This is a genomic window from Halomonas sp. E14, from assembly GCF_052568415.1.
In genome coordinates this window covers 52,485-69,705 of record NZ_CP199423.1, presented here as the reverse complement: position 1 = coordinate 69,705, position 17,221 = coordinate 52,485, and the positions used below count along the sequence as shown (strand labels likewise).

Sequence of the window (17,221 nt, the reverse complement as noted above, 5' to 3'; positions counted from 1 at the left end):
TTGTTCTTGACGGTGGGCAATCCCGGCGCCAGGCGATTACAATAAGCAAGCTAATTAGTTGCGCATCTCTGCCTCACGCGGCAGGCCGCCCTACTGCTGGAGACAACAATGTGCTGAGGCTGAAGTCCCCCGCCACGGTGATCACCCTGGCGGCCCTGACCGCGCTGGGCCCGCTGGCCACCGACATGTATCTGCCGGCCATGCCGGCCATGGCCGCAGCGCTGGATACCGGCCCCGACCAGGTGCAGCTGACCCTGAGCCTGTACATGGCCGGCTTCGCCGCCGCCCAGCTGTTCTGCGGCCCCTTCTCCGACCGCTTCGGGCGCAAGCCGGTGATGATCTTCGGCTTCAGCCTGTTCCTGGTGGCGAGCCTGCTGTGCGCCTTCGCCCCCAGCATCGAATGGCTGCTGGCCGGGCGCTTCCTGCAGGCGCTGGGCGGCGCCACCGGGCCGGTGCTGGGGCGCGCCGCGGTGCGCGACATCTATGGCCCCGTCGAGGCCGGGCGCATCCTCTCCTACATGGCCAGCACCATGTCGCTGGCACCGGCAGTGGCCCCCATCGTCGGCGCCGGGCTGCTGCTGGTGTGGGGCTGGGAGTCGGTGTTCGTGCTGCTGGCCCTCTACGCCGCGGCCATGCTGCCATTGCTGATCCTGGCGCTGCCGGAGCCGCTGCCGCCGGAGCGGCGCCAGTCGATCCACCCCAAGGCTATCCTGGCCAACTTCCGCATGCTGCTCGGCCAGCGTACCTTCATGGGCTATACCCTGACCAACGCGGCGGCCTTCTCGGGGCTGTTCGCCTACCTCTCGGGCTCGTCATTCGTGCTGATCGAGTTCCTCGGCGTCTCGCCGTTCCAGTACGGTCTGTTCTTCACCCTGATCGTGGCGGGCTTCTTCATCGGCACCCTGCTCAGCGGCCGCTTCAGCCATCGGTTGGGGCGCGAGCGGCTGGTCGGTCGGGCCACGCTGGTCTGCGCGCTGGGCGGCAGCCTGATGGCGCTGCTGGCCCTGGCCGGGGTCTATAGCGCCTGGGCCGTGGTCGGCCCCCATGTGCTGTTCATGGTCGGTGTCGGCATCCTGATGCCGCAGACCATGTCCGGCGCGCTGGCCCCCAATCCCCACTGCGCCGGCGCCGCCTCGTCGCTGTTCGGTTTCCTGCAGATGACCATCGCCGCCATGGTCGGCGGCGGAGTGGCCCAGCTGCATGACGGCACCTCGCGCACCATGGCGATCGTGGTGGCCCTCGGCGGGCTGCTGGCGGTGGTGAGCTTCCTGGGGCTGGTACGCCCCGCCGAGCGGGCCATGGCCGCACAGCAGGCACAGGAGGCGAAACCTTGAGCCATGCCTCTCCCCCCTCTCGGCGGGTGATCCTGCTGCTGGCCCTGGCGGGCTTTGCCAGCATGGCCTCGATGCGGGTCACCGACGCCATGCTGCCGGCGCTGTCTCAGGCCTTCTCCCGGCCGGTGGCCGACGTGGCGCAGAACATCACCCTGTTCGCCATCGCCTACGGCCTCATGCAGCTCGCCTACGGCCCGCTGGGCGACCGCCACGGCACTCTGCGGGTGATCGGCCTGGCCACCCTGGCCTGCGCCGTGGGTGCGCTGGGCTCGGCGCTCTCCGAGTCGCTGTCGATGCTGCTGCTGTTCCGCACCCTGAACGGCGCCACCGCCGCCGCCATCATCCCGCTTTCCATGGCCTGGGTGGGCGACAACGTGCCCTACGAGCAGCGCCAGGTGACCCTGGCGCACATGCTTTCTGGGGCGGTGATGGGGCTGATCTCGGGGCAGGTGGCGGGCGGCTTCCTGGCCGATACGCTGGGCTGGCAGGCGGCGTTTGCACTGCTCACGCTGCTGTTCCTCACTGCCGGCGGGCTGCTGCTCGGTGCCCTGCACCGCCAGCCTGGGCTCTCGCCGCCCAAGGCCGAGCAGGGCCGCATCGCCTTTTTCTCGCGCATCCGCGAAGTGCTGCTGATTTCCCGCGCCCGGCGCATCCTGGCGCTGGTATTCCTCGAGGGCATTGCCGCCTTCGGTGCGCTGGCTTTCGTCGCCAGCCATCTCTATGCCCGGCTCAGCGTCTCGCTGACCCAGGCCGGGCTAATGGTGGCGCTGTTCGGCGTGGGCGGGCTGATCTTCGCCGCCCTGGCCAGGCCGCTGATCGCCCGCCTGGGCGAGCCGGGCCTGGCGGCGGGCGGCGGCGTGCTGATGGGGCTCGGCTTCACCGGGCTGGCGTTGGCGCCGCTGCCGGCCCTGGCCACCGCCAGCGCCTTCTCGGCCGGGCTGGGCTTCTACATGATGCACAGCACGCTGCAGATCAACGCCACCCAGATGGCGCCCGCCATGCGCGGCACCGCCATGGCGGTGTTCGCCGGCTGCCTGTTCCTCGGCCAGTCGGTGGGCGTCAGCCTCGGCGGGCTGGTGCTGCGCCTGGCCGACAGTCAGTGGCTGCTGGCCGGCGCCGGGCTGTGGCTGCTGGCACTGGGGCTGGTGTTTGGCTGGCTGCTGCGCCAGTGGCACGGCGAGCGCACCGCTGCCACTGCGACCTCCTAGCCCGCCGCGCTACAGGGCGCGCCTGAAGCCGGCCGCCCAGCGCATGGCTTCTTCGAGTTCGCCGTGGTGGAACACGCGCATCTCGACCTGGGGCACCAGCTTGCCGGCAAGCTGGGTGGTGGTTTCGATCCAGCGCTTGTCGGCAACCACCGCGGCACGCTTGAAGCGGTGGTAATCGCCGAGCTTGCTCACGGCATAGGCCAGGTCGCGCCATAGCGCACCGGCCGTCATGTGGTCGAAGTCGCTCATGTCGGCCACCACGCCGATGTGCTCGTTGTGCTCGAGCTTCGCCTCGATGGCCGGGATCAGGATGTCGTAGTCTTCACGGCGCAGCGTGCCGGCGATGCGGAACGCCGCCACGTACTCGGGGGCGGGCAGTGTCTCGATCATGGCGGGCTCCTCCTTGAAGCCGTCCCGGGACCTCTCCCTATGGCAACGCACTAACGCTCCGGTTCCCACTTCTCCCCGCTTCTTGCCCCGCCCCGGGCTCAGCCGCCGGCCGTGCCCTGCCGCGCCTCCTCGATCGCCGCCATGACGTGCTTCACGTCGCCGACGCGATGCGCCAGCGCCAGCGCGAGCTGGGCCAGGAACAGCCGCTCCTGCGCTTCGGGCAGCGCGTCCAGGGTCTCGGCCAGCGTTTCGTAGACCCGCTCCAGGTCGGCGAAGGGCAGTGTGGTAGCGGTCATCTCATCTTCCTCCCAAGGCTGTGATCAGGGCGGCTTCCAGCGCGGCGGGGTCGAGGCGCTGCCAGCGCGCCGCCACGTGGCGGTCGGGGCGCACCAGGTAGGCGCTGCCGGGGATGGCCCCATAGGCGGCAAGGTGCTCGCCCTCGGCGTCGACCCGCGCTTCCCGGGCGCCGGCCGAGCGCGCCAGGTGCAGCACGTCGAGCGCGACGCCGCGCGCCCGCAGCGTCGCCAGCCGATCCTCAAGCGCCGCCGGCAGCTCTCCCGCCTCGCTGAAATAGAGCAGGGTGAAGCCGTGGCCCAGGTGGTCGAGCAGGTAGTCGCCTTCTGCCAGGCGGCGATTGATCAACGGCGCGCCTGGCACTGGGCCGGCCTCGAAGGCCGGGTCGTCGCCCAGCGTCAGCGGGCTCTCGGCGTAGGTGTAGGGCGTGACCTGGCGCGGGTCGGCGAAGCCGCTGGCGTAGTCGTTGGCGAGCGCCAGCGTCAGGGCGGCGTCGCGCATCAGCCGGTAGCCGCGGCTCGGCGGCGTCATGAAGCGGGTGCTCTTGCCGGCATTGGCGAAGACGTCCAGGGTGGCGCCGCGGCGCTCCGGGCTGTAGCTGTCGAGCAGCCCTTCGGGCGCCCGCCCCTGGAGCACCCAGGCCAGCTTCCAGCCGGCGTTGGCGGCGTCGGCCAGGCCGTTGTTGAGGCCGCGCACGCCGAAGATCGGCACCAGGTGGGCGCTGTCGCCGATGAACAGCACGCGGCCATGACGGTAGTCGTCCAGCGCCAGGGTGTAGGCCTTGTAGAGGCTCCACCACTCAAGCTCCCAGGCGTCGCCCTCGCCCAGCACCTCGCGCACGATCAGGCTCACCCGATCGCGGATGCTGGCCTCCTCCACCGCTTGGTCCGGATCTTCCTCGGGGCCGAGCTGGTAGTCGATGCGCCAGATGTCGTCGGGCTGCCTGTGCACCAGGAGGGTGGTATCGGGCAGGGCGTGGGAGTGGAAGAAGGCGCGCCGCTCGGTGGGAAAGTCGGAGCGCAGGCGAATGTCGGCGATCACGTAGCGGCCCTCGTAGGCCTCGCCGTGCAGCGCCAGGCCGAACGCCTTGCGCACCACACTGCGGGCGCCGTCGGCGGCCAGCAGGTAGTCGCAGGCGAGGCGATAGTCGCCCTCGGGGGTGGTCACCTTCAGGCTCACGCCGCTCGCATCCTGGCTTACGCCGGTCACCGCGCTCTGCCAGCGCAGCTCGACGAGCTCGCTCTCGGCGGCCTTGTCGATCAGGAACTTCTCGATGTACTGCTGCTGCAGGTTGATCATCGGCAGGAAGCGCTCCTGCTCGGAGTGGGGCATCTCGAAGCGGAAGATTTCGCGGTCGCGAAAGTAGGTGCGGCCCCGGGTCCAGCCCAGGCCCTTGGCCACGAAGGGGGCCTCGACGCCGAGCTGCTGCAGGATCTCCAGGCTGTGGCGGGAGAGGCAGATCGCCCGCGAGCCGTCGTTGACGGTGGCCTTGTCGTCGAGCACTACCGACGCGATGCCGTGGCGCGCCAGCTCCAGCGCGGCGGTGACCCCCACCGGACCGGCACCGACGATGGCCACCCGATGACGCACCGCCCGGCCGTCGAGCTCGGGGGGACGAACGAAGGGAAAGTGGGGATAATCGAAATAGAGCGAGTCGGTCTCGGCGCGTCCGGCGGGTCGCATGGGCGGCTCCTGTTGGCGTTGTATCTAGCGACAGACTACCCCGGGAGCGACCCGACCGGTGTCCCGCAAAAGCCGGGACAGCACGCGGCGAGAGGCAGCGACGAATGGAAACCAGCAACGCGCAAACCACCGACTGGCCGGGGCTGATGCCGGCCATGGCCGAGTGCGTGGCGCGGCTGGGCGAGACGGGCTTCGACGAGGCGCTGCTGGCCCTGCTGCGCCAGGCGGTGGGCATCGAGCAGTGCATGGTGTTCGCCTTCGACGAGAGCGACGAGGTCGACTGCCTGCTGGCGAACAACCAGCGCGCGCCGCGCATGGCCGGTCGCCTGGCGGAGCTCTACACCGGCGGCCTGTTCCGCCAGGACCCCAACTACCAGCGCCTGCGCCAGCTGATGGCCGAGGAGGGCGAGCAGAGCGACACCGAAATCACGCCGATGCAGGCCGAGGCCATGCCGGAAGCCTATCGCAGCCACCTGTTCGCCTTCCCCGACCTGGTCGACAAGGTGTCGCTGACCCTGCCCGGCGCGCAAAGCGTCTACTACCTCAACCTCTATCGCGGCCGCGAGGCCGGCCTCTTCAGGCCGCACGACCTGACCCGACTGGACGCCCTGGCACCGCTGCTGGCCAGCCTGATGCGTCACCACTACGCCCAGGCCAGGCCGCTGTCGCAGCGCCCCAGCGTGGAGGAAGCCGCCGTGCTGGCGCCCCTTTCCGAGCGCGAGCGCCAGCTGTGCCTCTACCTGCTGCGCGGCCACACCCTCAAGAGCGCCGCCGCCGAACTCGATATCGCCCTCTCCACCGCCGAGACCTACCGCAAGCGCGCCTACGCCAAGCTCGGCGTGCCCTCCAAGGCGCGGCTGGTGGCGCTGTGCCGGCGGCGCTGAGGGCATGCCAGCGGCCCGGCGTGCCGACTGCTCCAGAGCGGGACACCCGCGTGCCAAACTGAGACAGTCGGAACGTCCGCCTCCCTCCCGCTTACGCTGGATGCGGCAACGTAAAACCATATCACTATGTTTTTATTGGATAATTAATGTAATGGCTCGTTGCTTGCTGAAGTTCAAGCACAACTCCCTATAAAAATAACCGAGGAGAAGGCACCCCGATGAAGCCCCTACTGACCACCGGCCTGTATGGCCTGGCCCTGCTGCCGGCGCTGGCCCTGGCCTCCCCCGGCACAGAGGCGATCGAGCAGCACTGCACCGCCTGTCACCAGGCACAAGAGGGCGGCCAAGGCTGGGGCCGCATCAGCCAGCAGCGCAAGACGCCCGAAGGCTGGGACATGACGGTGGCGCGCATGCAGATCATGCATGGCCTGGAGCTGCCCGCCGACGCCCGCCACACCATCGTCAAGCACCTGGCCGACACCCAGGGACTCGCCCCCGAGGAGAGCGCCCCCCAGCGCATGCTGATCGAGCGCCGCCTCAACCGCATCGAGTCCTCCGAGCATCCCGAGATGCAGGCGATGTGCGGGCGCTGCCACACCGTGGGCCGAAGCGAGCTTCAGCGCCGCCCCCTGGCCGAGTGGGAGCACCTGGTGCACTTCCACGTGGGCCAGTTCCAGACCATCGAGTACCAGGCCATGGCGCGCGACCGCGACTGGTTCGAGATCGCCCTGACCGAGATCGCCCCCTGGCTGGCCGAGACCCAAGGCCTGGAGAGCGAGGCCTGGGAGGCCTGGCAGCAGGCCGAGGCCCTCTCCCCCGCAGGCGAATGGCAGCTGTGGGGTCACTGGCCGGGTGAAGGCGACTTCTTCGCCGACGTGACCATCGCCGGCGCCGACGGCGAGGACGCCTATGCCCTGCGCCTCGAGGGTGCCTTCGCCAACGGCCGCCCGCTGGCCGGCGAGGGCCGGGCCGTCGTCTATACCGGCTACGAATGGCGCGCCAGCCTCGCGCTCAACGGGCGCGACTTCAAGCAGGTGCTGGACCTCTCCGGCGAGCGGCCCAGCGGGCGAATCTTCGACGACCATGACGAGGCGTTCGGCATGCAGGTGGAGATGGCCCCGCGCGACGGCGCCGAGCCCGGCCTCGTCGCCAGCCTGCCGGCGTCGCTCAAGGCCGGCGAGCGCCGCCGCCTGGTACTGCTGGGCCAGGGGCTCGGCGAGGGGGAGATCGACCTGGGCGAGGCCGTCAGCGTGCGCGACGTGGTGGAACGCAGCGAACATCGCCTGGTGCTGGATGTCGAGGCGCACGCCGACCTCGTGCCCGGCTGGCTGGCTGTAAGCGTCGGCAACCAACGCCACGACCGGCTGCTGGCCGGCTACCGGAGCGTCGACCGGCTCGAGGTGAGCCCGGCCCTCGGCGTGGCACGCATCGGCAACGACAAGACCCCGCCGGTCAGCGGCGTCTTCTCGGCCATCGGCTACCTGGAAGGCGACGAGGAAATCCCCCTGGGCCAGGTGCCGGTGCGCTGGAGCGTCACCCCCTGGGACGAGATCGCCGAGCGCGACGAGGACGCCAAGTTTGCCGGCGTACTGGACGCCGCCAGCGGGATCTTCTCGCCGGCCGGGGCCGGGCCCAACCCCTTGCGCCAGTTCAACGCCAACAGCGTGGGCAACCTGCGCGTTTCCGCCAGCGTGGTGGGCCAGGAGGAGATGCAGGACGAGGCCCAGCTGATCGTCACCGTACAGCGCTGGAACAATCCGCCGCTTCGCTAACCCCACGACCAGGAGATCCTCATGGGAATCTTGCAAGCGATCCCCCAGAATCTGCACCGGGTGGAGGTGGAAGGCCAGCCGCTGTGGTTCCATGTGCCCACCACCAGCCTGTTCGCCCCGGACCGCATCAGCGAGGCACTGCTGGCGCTGGCCGGCCGCGAGGAGGGCCTGGACCCCCTTGCCCTGGGCACGCTGGGCGACGAGGTAGCGCCGGCGGACCTCCAGGCACGCCTGGAGCAGCTCAAGGCGCTGAAGCTGATCACCGACGGTGCCGTGCAGGCCTATAACCCGAGCGTTCAGGTGGAGCAGTTCCCGCTCTCCACCGTGGTGCTCAACGTCAACACCGGCTGCAACCTGAGCTGCAGCTACTGCTATAAGGAAGACCTGGACAACCCCCGCGACGGCAAGAAGATGGAGCTGGCCACCGCCCAGGCGGCCATCGAGATGATGCTGCGCGAGGCCCCTCAGCGGGAGCGCTACAACGTCGTCTTCTTCGGCGGCGAGCCGCTCAGCAACATGCCGCTGATCCGTGCGGTGGTGGCCTGGGCCGAGCAGCGCATCCACGGGCTCGGCAAGGCGGTGGACTTCACCCTGACCACCAACGCCACCCTGCTCAACGAGGAGAAGATCGCCTTCTTCGACGCCCACCGCTTCGGCCTGACGGTCAGCATGGACGGCCCCAAGGCGGTCCACGACAAGAACCGCATCGCCGTCAACGGCCAGGGCACCTACGACCTGGTCACGCGGCGCATCGCGCCGCTGCTGGCCAGCTACCGCTCGCGGCCGGTGGGGGCCCGGGTCACCCTGACCCGCGGCATCACCGATGTGATCGGCATCCACCATCACCTGGTCAACGAGCTGGGCTTCGCCGAGGCGGGCTTCGCGCCGGTCACCTCCGGCGACATGGCGGCCTACAACCTCACCGGCGAGGAGCTCAAGCAGGTCTTCGATGGCATGGTCGAGCTCGGCGAGCGTGCGGTCGCGGCCGCCATCGAGGGCCGCGACATCGGCTTCGGCAACTTCAACCAGCTGCTCACCGACATCTGGGAGGGGCGCAGCAAGGCGGTGCCCTGCGGCGCCGGGCTCGGCCTGGTGGCGGTGGACCACGGCGGCGACGTGCACCTCTGCCACCGCTTCACCGGCTCCGAGCTGCCGACCTTCGGCAGCGTCCGCGAAGGGCTCGACCACGCCGGCCTCAAGCAGTTCATCGAGACCAGGAGCGATCGCAGCGAGCGCGGCTGCAGCGACTGCCGCATCCGCAACCTCTGCTCCGGCGGCTGCTACCACGAGAGCTATGCCCGCTTCGGCGACCCCATGACGCCCACCTACCACTACTGCGACCTGATGCGCGAGTGGGTCGACTTCGGCATCCAGGCCTACGCCCGCATCCTGCGACACAACCCCGACTTTCTCGACGGCCCCCTGGCCGGGAGGCAGAGCGCATGACACACAACAACAAAAACTTCACCGAGCTGGGGCTCGTTCCCCTCAATCGCAAGGCCCGCGAGATGGAGCGCGCGGCCACGCCCGAGGCGCTGGAAGAGGTCCAGGCCATGCAGACCATCGCCGGCTGCACCTCGAGCTTCGACCCGGGCTGGGAGGTGGACCCCTTCGGCGGCGTGGCCTCGCTGTGCCAGCCCATGGAGGCGGACCTCTACGGCTGTGCCGACCCCTGCTGGTGGCCCGCGCAGGTGCCCGACACCATGAACACCTACCCCCACTGGGGCGATGGGGCCGACCGCGCCGAGGATGACTGGCGCAAGCTCGACAGCGTCTACCCGGGAGGCGACAAGTGATGACGCGCACCATGAAACGACTCAACCTGACCCTGGCCGGCCTGCTGGCCTGCACCGCCCAGCCGCTGCTGGCGGCACCGTCCGACGAGCCTGGCGCCGACGAGCCCCGCGAATACCTGGTGACCATGGCCCGGCCCAACCAGCTCTACGTGATCGACCCCGAGGCCCAGGAGGTGGTCCGCACCTGCGACGTGGAGGGCGCCTTCGGCTCCGGCACCCTGCAGCTCGGGCCCGACGAACGCATCGCCTACGTGCTGCACAACCGCTGGGAAGACGTGGTGGGCATCGACCTCACCAGCTGCGAGGAGGTCTTCCGCGCCCGCCAGTCCAACGGCGACATCCGCGCCAAGTCGATCGCCTCGCTGGCCGTGAGCCCCGACGGCAGCCGCCTCTACACGGTGCAGGACCGGGTGCGCCTGCACCGCGACCGCTACGAGGTGCTGGAACCGCAGCTGGCGGTCTTCGACGCCGCGGCGGGGCTCGAGGCCCAGCCCATCGCCACCTTCCCCGCGCCGCGTCAGGTCACCACCATGGCGGCCGCCGAGGATGGCTACCTCTACCTGGCGGGGGCCGACATCTACCGCATGGACCCGGACACGGGCGAGATCGAAATCGCCATCGCCAACCGCCACTGGGACCGCCCCGGCTTCAGCCCGCCCGACTCGCTGGCCATGTGGAGCATGGGCGAGGTGACCCGCGAATTCGTGCGCCCCTACACCGTGGCGGAGCATCCCGGCGAGGAGAACGAGGCCTGGCACTGGGGCATCAGCCGGGTCGATCTCGCCACCGGCGAGACCGAGAACAAGGAGGTCGCGCCGTTCGAGTTCATCATCTTCTCCATGGTGACGGACCCGCGCGAGCGTGACGTCTTCTACGGCGTCTACACCCAGCTCAGCAAGCTCGATGCCAGGACCCGGGAGATCGTGCAGGTGATCGACCTCGACCACACCTACTACAGCATCAACACCTCCTATGACGGCTCGCGGCTCTACCTGGGCGGCGCCTCCAGCGACATCGCCATCTACGATGACGAGTTCAACGACCTGGGCCGCATTCGCCTGCCCGGCGACATGAGCACCGCGACGCTGAAGGTGGCACGCTTCTAGCTTGCGCTTGTATGGTCCTCTTGGTCGGGGCTCCTTGGGGGAGCCCCGGCCCTTCTTGTGGTGAGCCCGCTCCGCTGGGCAAAGGAGAGTGTCGATGGCTACGCCCGATCCCGCCCCGCAGCCGGCGCCGCTGCCCTGGGGCTGGCTCTACCGCCCCCTCAGGGCGCGGCGGCTGGCGCTGGCGCGGCTGCTCTCGCTCAGCCTGGTGGGCACCCTGCTGGCGCTGCTGCCGCCGCTGCTGACCCAGCGGCTGATCGACCACGGCCTGATGCAGGGCGACGTCGCCACGCTGCTGGCCTACGTCGGCGGCCTGGTGGCGGTGGGGCTCGCCGCGCTGGGCCTGCAGGGGCTGACGCGGCTGCAGCATGTGGCGCTCTCCGCGCGCCTGCTGCTGTCGCTGCGCCGCTCGCTGCTGCGCCACCTGCTGCGCCTGGCCCCCGCCCGCTGGCAGGCCCGCGGGCGAGGCGACCTGATGAGCCGCCTCGACGGCGACCTGTCGATCCTCCAGGGCTTCGCCCTGGACGGCCTGCTCAGCGGGCTCTCCAACCTGCTCGGCCTGGTCGGCGCCCTGGCCATGATCGGCCTGTTCAGCCCCGCGCTGATGCTGCTGGTGGCGCTGCTGGTGCCCCTCCAGTGGCTGTGGCTGCGCGCCTGGCGCCCGGCGCTGACCCAGCGCCAGCAGGCCCTGCGCGAGCAGAGCGGCGAGATCTCCGGCTTCTGGCAGGACACCCTGGCGTTCGGCCCCTGGTTGCAGGGCCAGGCGCTGGAGGCCGCGCGGCTCAACCAGCTCCAGGGGCTCGGCCATGCGCAGCTGCGTCGCCTGCTGGCGGTGCGCCGGGTGGGCTTTTTCAGCGACATGGGGCCCCAGCTGATCCTGTCGCTGGCCCGGGCCGGCCTGCTGCTGCTGGGCGGCTACCTGGTGATCCAGGGACGGCTGCAGCTCGGCGAGCTGATCGCCCTGTTGGCCTATCTCGGCATGGTGATGGCCCCCATCGGCGGCCTGCTGGGGCTCTACGGCGGCTGGCAGCGGGCGCGGGTCAGCGCCACGCGCCTTGCCGAACTCTTCGCCGAGCCCGCCTTGAGCGACCCCTACCGGGGCGAGCGCCCCCGGGGCCCCGGCGAGCTTGCCCTCGCCGGGGTGCGCTTTCGCCATCCCGACCAGACGCACTGGCTGCTGGACGGCGTCGACCTCAGCCTTCCGCCGGGCAGCAAGGTGCTGATCGACGGCCCCTCGGGCGCCGGCAAGAGCAGCCTGGTCCGCCTGCTGCTGGGGCTGGAAGCACCGCAGGCGGGCGAGATCCGCGTGGATGGCGTGCCGCTGGCCGCGCTCTCGCGACGCCACTGGTTGAAACAGGTGGCCTGGGTGGAGCAGCACCCCAGCCTGCTGCGCGGCAGCCTGGCCGAGGCGCTGCGCGCCCTGGCCCCCGAGGCCAGCGATGCCGAGCTGGTCACGGCGCTGGCGCGGGTGGGCCTCGGCGGCTGGCTGGCCGCCCTGCCGCAGGGGCTGGCGACCGAGCTCGGCGACCTGGGCGGCAAGGTGTCCGGCGGCCAGCGTGCGCGCCTGGCCCTGGCCCGGGCACTGCTCAAGAAGCCCCGCCTGGTGCTGCTCGACGAGCCCACCGCGGCCCTCGACCCCGAGGGCGCCCGCGCCTTCGACCGCCTGCTCGACGCGCTGCTCGGCGACGCCACCCGGCTGATCATCAGCCACCAGGCGAGCCACTTCGGCCATCTCGATGCCTGCTACCGGCTCGAGGGCGGCAGGCTGACCGCCCTGGAGGCCACGCCATGCCCTTGATGCCGCGCCCCCTGTCCGTGGGCCTGATCGACAGCGGGCTCGGCCCGTGCGCGGCACCGCCGAGCTGGCTCGCTCGCTGCCATGCCCCGGCCGGCCTGGAGGATCGCCTCGGCCATGGCCGGGCCATCCTCGCCACCCTGGGCCACCATGTGCCGCTCCCGCGCCTGGAGGTCGCCTTCTACAAGCTGTTCGAGGCGCGCCTGACCTGCGACGCCGAGCGCCTGGCAACGGCGCTGGAGTGGCAGGCAGCGGCGCCGCCGGCCTGGCTGCTGTGCAGCCTGGGCCTGCCCCGGCCGGACCCGCGGCTGCGGGCGGCGGTAGAGCGCCTGCAGGCCGCCGGCACGCGCATCGTCGCCGCCAGCCCACGCTTCGGTGCGCCGGTGTATCCGGCGGCCTGGCCCGGGGTGGAAGCGGTCAGCGGCGCCGCGGGGCTGGAACCGGGCCCGCCAAGGCAGGGGCCTGACGGACGCTGGTACGCCTGCGTCTGGGCCGCTGAAGAGACGCGGCCGGAAGGCGCCGCCTGGCAAGCCTGGATGCCGGGGCCGCCAGCCTGCGGCACGCCCCCGCCCCTGGGCGGGGCCAGCTTCGCCGCGGCGCATGCCCTAGGCTACTGGCTGGCAGAAGCCGCCGGCGAAACGGCAAAGGCGGCGGCGGTGGGAGAGTCAGAGGCATGAGAAGCGCCGGTAACGGGACCGGGCAGCGCCGGCCAGTCCGGGTGAGCGTGCCACCACTGGCGCAGCGCCCCGGCGGAAGCGCCGGCGCCTGCCAGCAGCGCCCTTGCCTCGCCAAGATCGCCGCCCTGCATGGCCTGCACCAGCGGCGCCAGCGCCACGTTCGCCACCGCCTGGATGCCCAGCGGCTGGTCGGGGGTCAGCACCAGCTCCCGTTCGGCCAGCCGGGTGCCGACGATGGCCAGCCCCGGTGCCACCCGCACCTGCGCCCAGGGCTCCGCCAGGTGCAGGGGCTGCAGGTCGGGCCAGCGGCAGCGCGCCGCCCAGTAGGCACCGGGGCCGGCCGCCATGGCCTGGCGGTAGAAGTCGCGCCCGGCGCGGGCGAAGCGCCAGAACAGGGTATCCTGGCGGCGCTGGTAGAAGCGCTGCAGCGGCGCCAGCGACTCACCCGCCAGCAGGCCGTCGAGCACCGGCAGCAGGCCATGGGCCGAGGAGAGCGCGTTGAAGATGCCCTGACCGGAGAGCGGGTCGATGGCCATGGCCGCATCGCCCAGGCGCCAGATTCGCCCCGCCCTGACCCCGGTGCGCCCTAGCAGGCTGGGGCGGCAGTAGTGGTGGTCAACGGCGGTGTCGCCCCACAGAGCGGCCAGCGCCGGCTGCGCGGCCAGCCAGGCATCGGGGTCGCGGCGCGCCAGGCGCAGCGTTGCGTCCGGCAGCGCCAGCTGCAGGTACTGCTGGCCATGCAGGCGCGACCACCAGGCCCAGCCGCCACCCGGCAGCGACAGCGCGGCACTCCCCGGGGACGCTGGCGCGGAAGCACCGCGCAGGATCCAGGCGGGGGTCGACCAGGGTGCGGCGTCGCGGAAATGGCGCCGCGCCGCCGCCCGGCCGCGTGCTTCCACCCCCCAGGCGGCGGCTAACCTGCGGCCGTCCGCCAGCAGGCAGTGCACCTGCTCGCCGCGACTCACGAGGCGGCGGATCCGCGCCTCGACCACGCGGATGCCCGCGGCGCGCAGGTCGTCGAGCAGGGCCGCGTCGAAGTCGGGCCGGGGCAGCAGCCACTCGGCGTTGGGCGCCCGCGCCTCGCCTCCCCAGGTCACCCGGCGCGGCAAGGGCCCCACCGCGCAGGCGGCAGCGCGGGCCAAGCCCAGGCCCTGCAAGGCCTGCAGGCTGCGCCGGGCAATCCCCTCGATGGCCCGGTAGTCGCGACACCGGCTCACCAGGGTGACCCGGCGCCCGGCGCGATGCAGCAGCATCGCCAGGGCGGCCCCGGCGGGGCCGCCTCCGGCGATCAGCACCTCGCTGGCCGCGTCATCGTTCATCAGAAGAAGACCCCCACCAGCAGCTGGGCATAGAAAGCAGTATCGTCGTCGCCGAGCTGCGTGCCACCCTGCTCCGCGCTCTTGTCGGGCGCGTACCAGCCCAGCAGCGGCGAGACATAGAGCCAGTCGGTCGGCAGCCACTCGAGGTACAGATTGACCTCGCGCCCGCCCATGTCGGGTTGATCGACCCGGTCGCGGCTGGAGAAGTCGTAGGCCAGCAGCCCTAGGTTCAGGCCCTCGCCGAGCGAGCCCTCGAGGCCCAGCCGCCATACCTCGGCATTGCTGTTGAACGGACCGGCGTAGTTGCCCGCCACCTCGCCCTGGAACCAGGTGCCGTAGCCGCGCGTAAAGCCGAAGAAGAGCGGATCCCAGGCTTCGGAGAAGCGGCTGTAGCGCAGCGACAGCGTGGGCTGGCCGGGCAGCGCGTCGAAGGTCCAGGCGGGCTCCACCGCCCAGGCGTTCTCGCGGCTGTCCTTGCGCTGGTGGGCGATCTCGCCGCGCAGGCTCAACGCCTCGTCCAGCAGGCGCTGCTCGAAGCGCAACCCATAGACATCCATGCCGTCGCGCTGGGCCAGGAAGTCGTCGGCCTCGGCCTCGTCGACGCCCAGACCGCGCAAATAGGTCGCCTCCACCAGGCCGCTGCCGTGGTCGTGGGCCAGGGTCAGCGCCGCCATCTCGGTGCTGGCCTGGGCCGGGTTGTCCGACTCGAACCAGGCGACCTGCCCCTGCCAGCCCGCATGGCCCAAGGCCACCACGGCGGTGCGGTCGAAGGCCTGGCGCCCGGCCAGGTAGTAGGCGCCGCCGCGATCCAGCTCATCGCCTAGGGCGTCGCCGAGGCTGGTGCCATCGCCGGCCACCAGGAAGCCGTCGCCCAGGGTGATCGGCTGGCGTCCGGCGGAGACGTCCAGGCGCCAGGGCGAGCCCGAGTCGCCGAGCGACTCGCTGCGGTAGCCGAGGAAGGCGTCCTCCAGCTCCAGCTTGCGTTCGCTGCCCGATGTAAAGCCGGCGGCGTCACCGTCGCCCCAGGTGGCGGTGCCCACGCTGCTGACCCGGCCATAAAGGCCGCCCTGCTTGGGGTTGAGTTCGGCGCCCAGGGTCAGCACCCCCTCCTGCCAGCGGTAGCGACGCGCTTCGGCGGCCCCGGTGGCATAGCCCCGGTCGCTGTGGAAGGCCCCCATCAAGGCCTGCAGGTCGATATCCACCGTGGCATGGCCCAGGTCGGCCATTTCATAGCCCTGGGCAGGCAGGGCGGCGGCCAGCAGCAGGCCACCCAGTGCCCCGCACAGGCGCGGCGACGTCTTGTTATTGTTCATCCTGATGTTCCCCTTGAATGAAGGGCCCCGGGACAGGAGCCCGGTTGCCTCACACGATCATGACGACAGATTTTTGTTCGGTGTAGTGCTCGATCAGCGAGTCGCTGAGCTCGCGGCCGATGCCCGACTGCTTGAAGCCGCCGAAGGGCATGCAGGCATCCAGTAGGTTGTGGCCGTTGACCCAGACGCTGCCGGCGTCGATCTCCGGCACTAGGCGGTTGACCGCCGCGAGATCGTTGGACCAGATGCTGGCCGCCAGGCCGTAGGGCGAGTCGTTGGCCAGGGTCACCAGCTCATCCAGTTCGCGGAAGGTTTGCACCACCACCACCGGGCCGAAGATCTCCTCCTGCACGCAGCGGCTGCCCTGGGCCAGGCCGGTGATCACCGTGGGCTCGACGAAGTAGCCGGTGTCGCGCCCCGTGCCGCCGCCGGTCACGATGGTGCCGCCATCGCTGCGGGCCTGGTCGATGTAGGCGAGCACGCGGCTCTGCTGCTTGGCGGAAACCAGTGGCCCGAGCGTGGTGGAGGGCTCCAGGCCCGGTGCCAGGGTCAAGCCCCGGGCCTGTTCGGCAAGCTTGGCGACGAAGGCGTCGTGGATCGACTCGTGCACGTAGATCCGCGAGCCGGCGGTACACACCTGCCCCTGGTTGAAGAAGATCGCCTGCGCGGCACCGGCCGCGGCGGCTTCCACATCGGCATCGGCCAGCACCATCACCGGCGACTTGCCGCCCAGCTCCAGGGTAGTGCGGGTCAGGTTCTCCATGGCGGCATGGCCGATCTGCTTGCCTACCGGGGTGGAGCCGGTGAACGCCACCTTGTTGATGCCGGGATGCGCGGCCAGGGCCGCGCCCGCCTCGTGACCCAGGCCGGTGACCACGTTCAGGGTGCCGGCGGGGAAGCCCACCTGCTCGACCAGTTCCGCCAGCAGCAGGGCGGTGAGCGGGGTGTCCTCGGCGGGCTTGAGCACGATGCTGCAGCCGGCGGCCAGCGCCGGGGCCACCTTCCAGGCCGCCATCAGCAGCGGGAAGTTCCAGGGAATGATCGCCCCCACCACGCCGATGGGCTCGCGCCGGGTATAGGCGACGATCTGCTTGTCGTCGGGCACGAAGGGCATCGAGGGCGTCATGCTGCGCCCCTCGATCTTGGTGGCCCAGCCGGCGGTGTAGCGAATGAAGTCGATGGCCAGGTTGACGTCCATGTGGCGGGAGAAGGTCACCGGCTTGCCGTTGTCCAGCGTCTCGAGCAGGGCGAAGTCGTCGGCGCGCGCTTCCAGGGCATCGGCCAGGTCCAGCAACAGCTTCTCGCGCCGGGCCGGGCGCGATTTACGCCAGTGGCGGAACGCCTCCCGGGCGGCGCCGACGGCGGCGTCAATATCCGCCGCATCACCCGCCGGGACGCGGCTGATCACTTCCGCGGTGGCGGGGTTGTAGACGTCCAGGGTGTGTCCGCTGGCGGCAGGCAGCCACTTCCCCCCGATGAAGTGGGCATGGCTCTTGTCCAGCCAGGACTGAATGGCGCTGGAGAGCTGCGTCATGGTTGTGCTCCTATGAAGCTGTTTTATGATTGTGAGAGAGTCGTGTCTGGCGTCCTACGACCCTATGACGCTTGTAGCAAGCCCCGTGCCAGCTGAAGCACACAAAATAACCACAATAT

At 70.7% G+C, this 17,221-nt stretch carries 15 protein-coding genes; 9 read left to right on the top strand and 6 right to left on the bottom strand.

The window, feature by feature from the left end; translation table 11 throughout:
• Positions 1-110 precede the first annotated feature (110 nt).
• Both ACT7B3_RS00310 and ACT7B3_RS00305 read left to right on the top strand, forming a co-directional pair.
• On the top strand, positions 111-1,334 hold the full coding sequence (locus ACT7B3_RS00310; RefSeq protein WP_444678822.1) for a multidrug effflux MFS transporter: 1,224 nt from the start codon (positions 111-113) through the stop codon (positions 1,332-1,334).
• Positions 1,331-2,542: an MFS transporter gene (locus tag ACT7B3_RS00305; RefSeq protein ID WP_445156478.1), complete on the top strand. Its 1,212-nt coding sequence runs from the start codon at positions 1,331-1,333 to the stop codon at positions 2,540-2,542. Before ACT7B3_RS00310 ends, ACT7B3_RS00305 begins: the two co-directional genes overlap by 4 nt.
• 9 nt (positions 2,543-2,551) lie before the next feature.
• Here the strand turns inward: ACT7B3_RS00305 and ACT7B3_RS00300 are convergent, their stop codons facing one another.
• The 3 genes from ACT7B3_RS00300 to ACT7B3_RS00290 all read right to left on the bottom strand — a co-directional run bounded on the left by ACT7B3_RS00300 (position 2,552) and on the right by ACT7B3_RS00290 (position 4,909).
• Positions 2,552-2,932, bottom strand: coding sequence for an STAS/SEC14 domain-containing protein (locus tag ACT7B3_RS00300; protein WP_444678825.1), 381 nt, complete (start codon positions 2,930-2,932; stop codon positions 2,552-2,554).
• A gap of 98 nt (positions 2,933-3,030) precedes the next feature.
• Complete coding sequence (locus ACT7B3_RS00295) at positions 3,031-3,228, bottom strand: DUF2783 domain-containing protein (RefSeq protein WP_444678826.1); 198 nt, start codon at positions 3,226-3,228, stop codon at positions 3,031-3,033.
• Between the two features lies 1 nt (position 3,229).
• The gene (locus tag ACT7B3_RS00290) at positions 3,230-4,909 is read right to left on the bottom strand and encodes an FAD-dependent monooxygenase (protein ID WP_445156477.1); all 1,680 of its coding nucleotides are present in this window, start codon (positions 4,907-4,909) and stop codon (positions 3,230-3,232) included.
• A 104-nt stretch (positions 4,910-5,013) separates the two neighbouring features.
• Between ACT7B3_RS00290 and ACT7B3_RS00285 the strand changes: the two genes are divergently transcribed.
• From ACT7B3_RS00285 to ACT7B3_RS00255, 7 genes are all read left to right on the top strand, one after another.
• Positions 5,014-5,793, top strand: coding sequence for a helix-turn-helix transcriptional regulator (locus ACT7B3_RS00285; RefSeq protein WP_445156476.1), 780 nt, complete (start codon positions 5,014-5,016; stop codon positions 5,791-5,793).
• A gap of 218 nt (positions 5,794-6,011) precedes the next feature.
• Positions 6,012-7,565 (top strand): quinohemoprotein amine dehydrogenase subunit alpha, encoded by a 1,554-nt coding sequence (gene peaA / locus ACT7B3_RS00280; RefSeq protein WP_445156475.1) that lies wholly within the window; start codon positions 6,012-6,014, stop codon positions 7,563-7,565.
• Between the two features lie 21 nt (positions 7,566-7,586).
• Positions 7,587-9,011, top strand: a complete 1,425-nt coding sequence (peaB, locus tag ACT7B3_RS00275) for a quinohemoprotein amine dehydrogenase maturation protein (protein ID WP_445156474.1) — start codon at positions 7,587-7,589, stop codon at positions 9,009-9,011.
• Positions 9,008-9,361, top strand: a complete 354-nt coding sequence (gene qhpC / locus ACT7B3_RS00270) for a quinohemoprotein amine dehydrogenase subunit gamma (RefSeq protein ID WP_445156473.1) — start codon at positions 9,008-9,010, stop codon at positions 9,359-9,361. Before peaB ends, qhpC begins: the two co-directional genes overlap by 4 nt.
• Positions 9,362-9,372: 11 nt before the next feature.
• Complete coding sequence (peaD, locus tag ACT7B3_RS00265; RefSeq protein WP_444678830.1) at positions 9,373-10,467, top strand: quinohemoprotein amine dehydrogenase subunit beta; 1,095 nt, start codon at positions 9,373-9,375, stop codon at positions 10,465-10,467.
• 94 nt (positions 10,468-10,561) lie between these two features.
• Positions 10,562-12,262: an ATP-binding cassette domain-containing protein gene (locus ACT7B3_RS00260; protein WP_445156472.1), complete on the top strand. Its 1,701-nt coding sequence runs from the start codon at positions 10,562-10,564 to the stop codon at positions 12,260-12,262.
• Entirely contained in the window at positions 12,253-12,936 is a 684-nt protein-coding gene (locus ACT7B3_RS00255; RefSeq protein ID WP_445156471.1) for a S8/S53 family peptidase, read from the top strand. Before ACT7B3_RS00260 ends, ACT7B3_RS00255 begins: the two co-directional genes overlap by 10 nt.
• Here the strand turns inward: ACT7B3_RS00255 and qhpG are convergent.
• The 3 genes from qhpG to ACT7B3_RS00240 are packed head-to-tail and all read right to left on the bottom strand — an operon-like array spanning position 12,870 to position 17,102.
• A complete protein-coding gene (qhpG, locus tag ACT7B3_RS00250; protein WP_445156470.1) occupies positions 12,870-14,255 on the bottom strand; it encodes a flavin-dependent monooxygenase QhpG in 1,386 nt (461 codons plus the stop codon). The two genes, ACT7B3_RS00255 and qhpG, sit on opposite strands and share 67 nt — an antisense overlap.
• Positions 14,255-15,568, bottom strand: a complete 1,314-nt coding sequence (locus ACT7B3_RS00245; protein ID WP_445156469.1) for a hypothetical protein — start codon at positions 15,566-15,568, stop codon at positions 14,255-14,257. The genes qhpG and ACT7B3_RS00245 overlap by 1 nt, the downstream gene beginning before the upstream one ends.
• Positions 15,569-15,617: 49 nt before the next feature.
• Complete coding sequence (locus ACT7B3_RS00240; protein ID WP_445156468.1) at positions 15,618-17,102, bottom strand: aldehyde dehydrogenase family protein; 1,485 nt, start codon at positions 17,100-17,102, stop codon at positions 15,618-15,620.
• Positions 17,103-17,221: the final 119 nt, after the last annotated feature.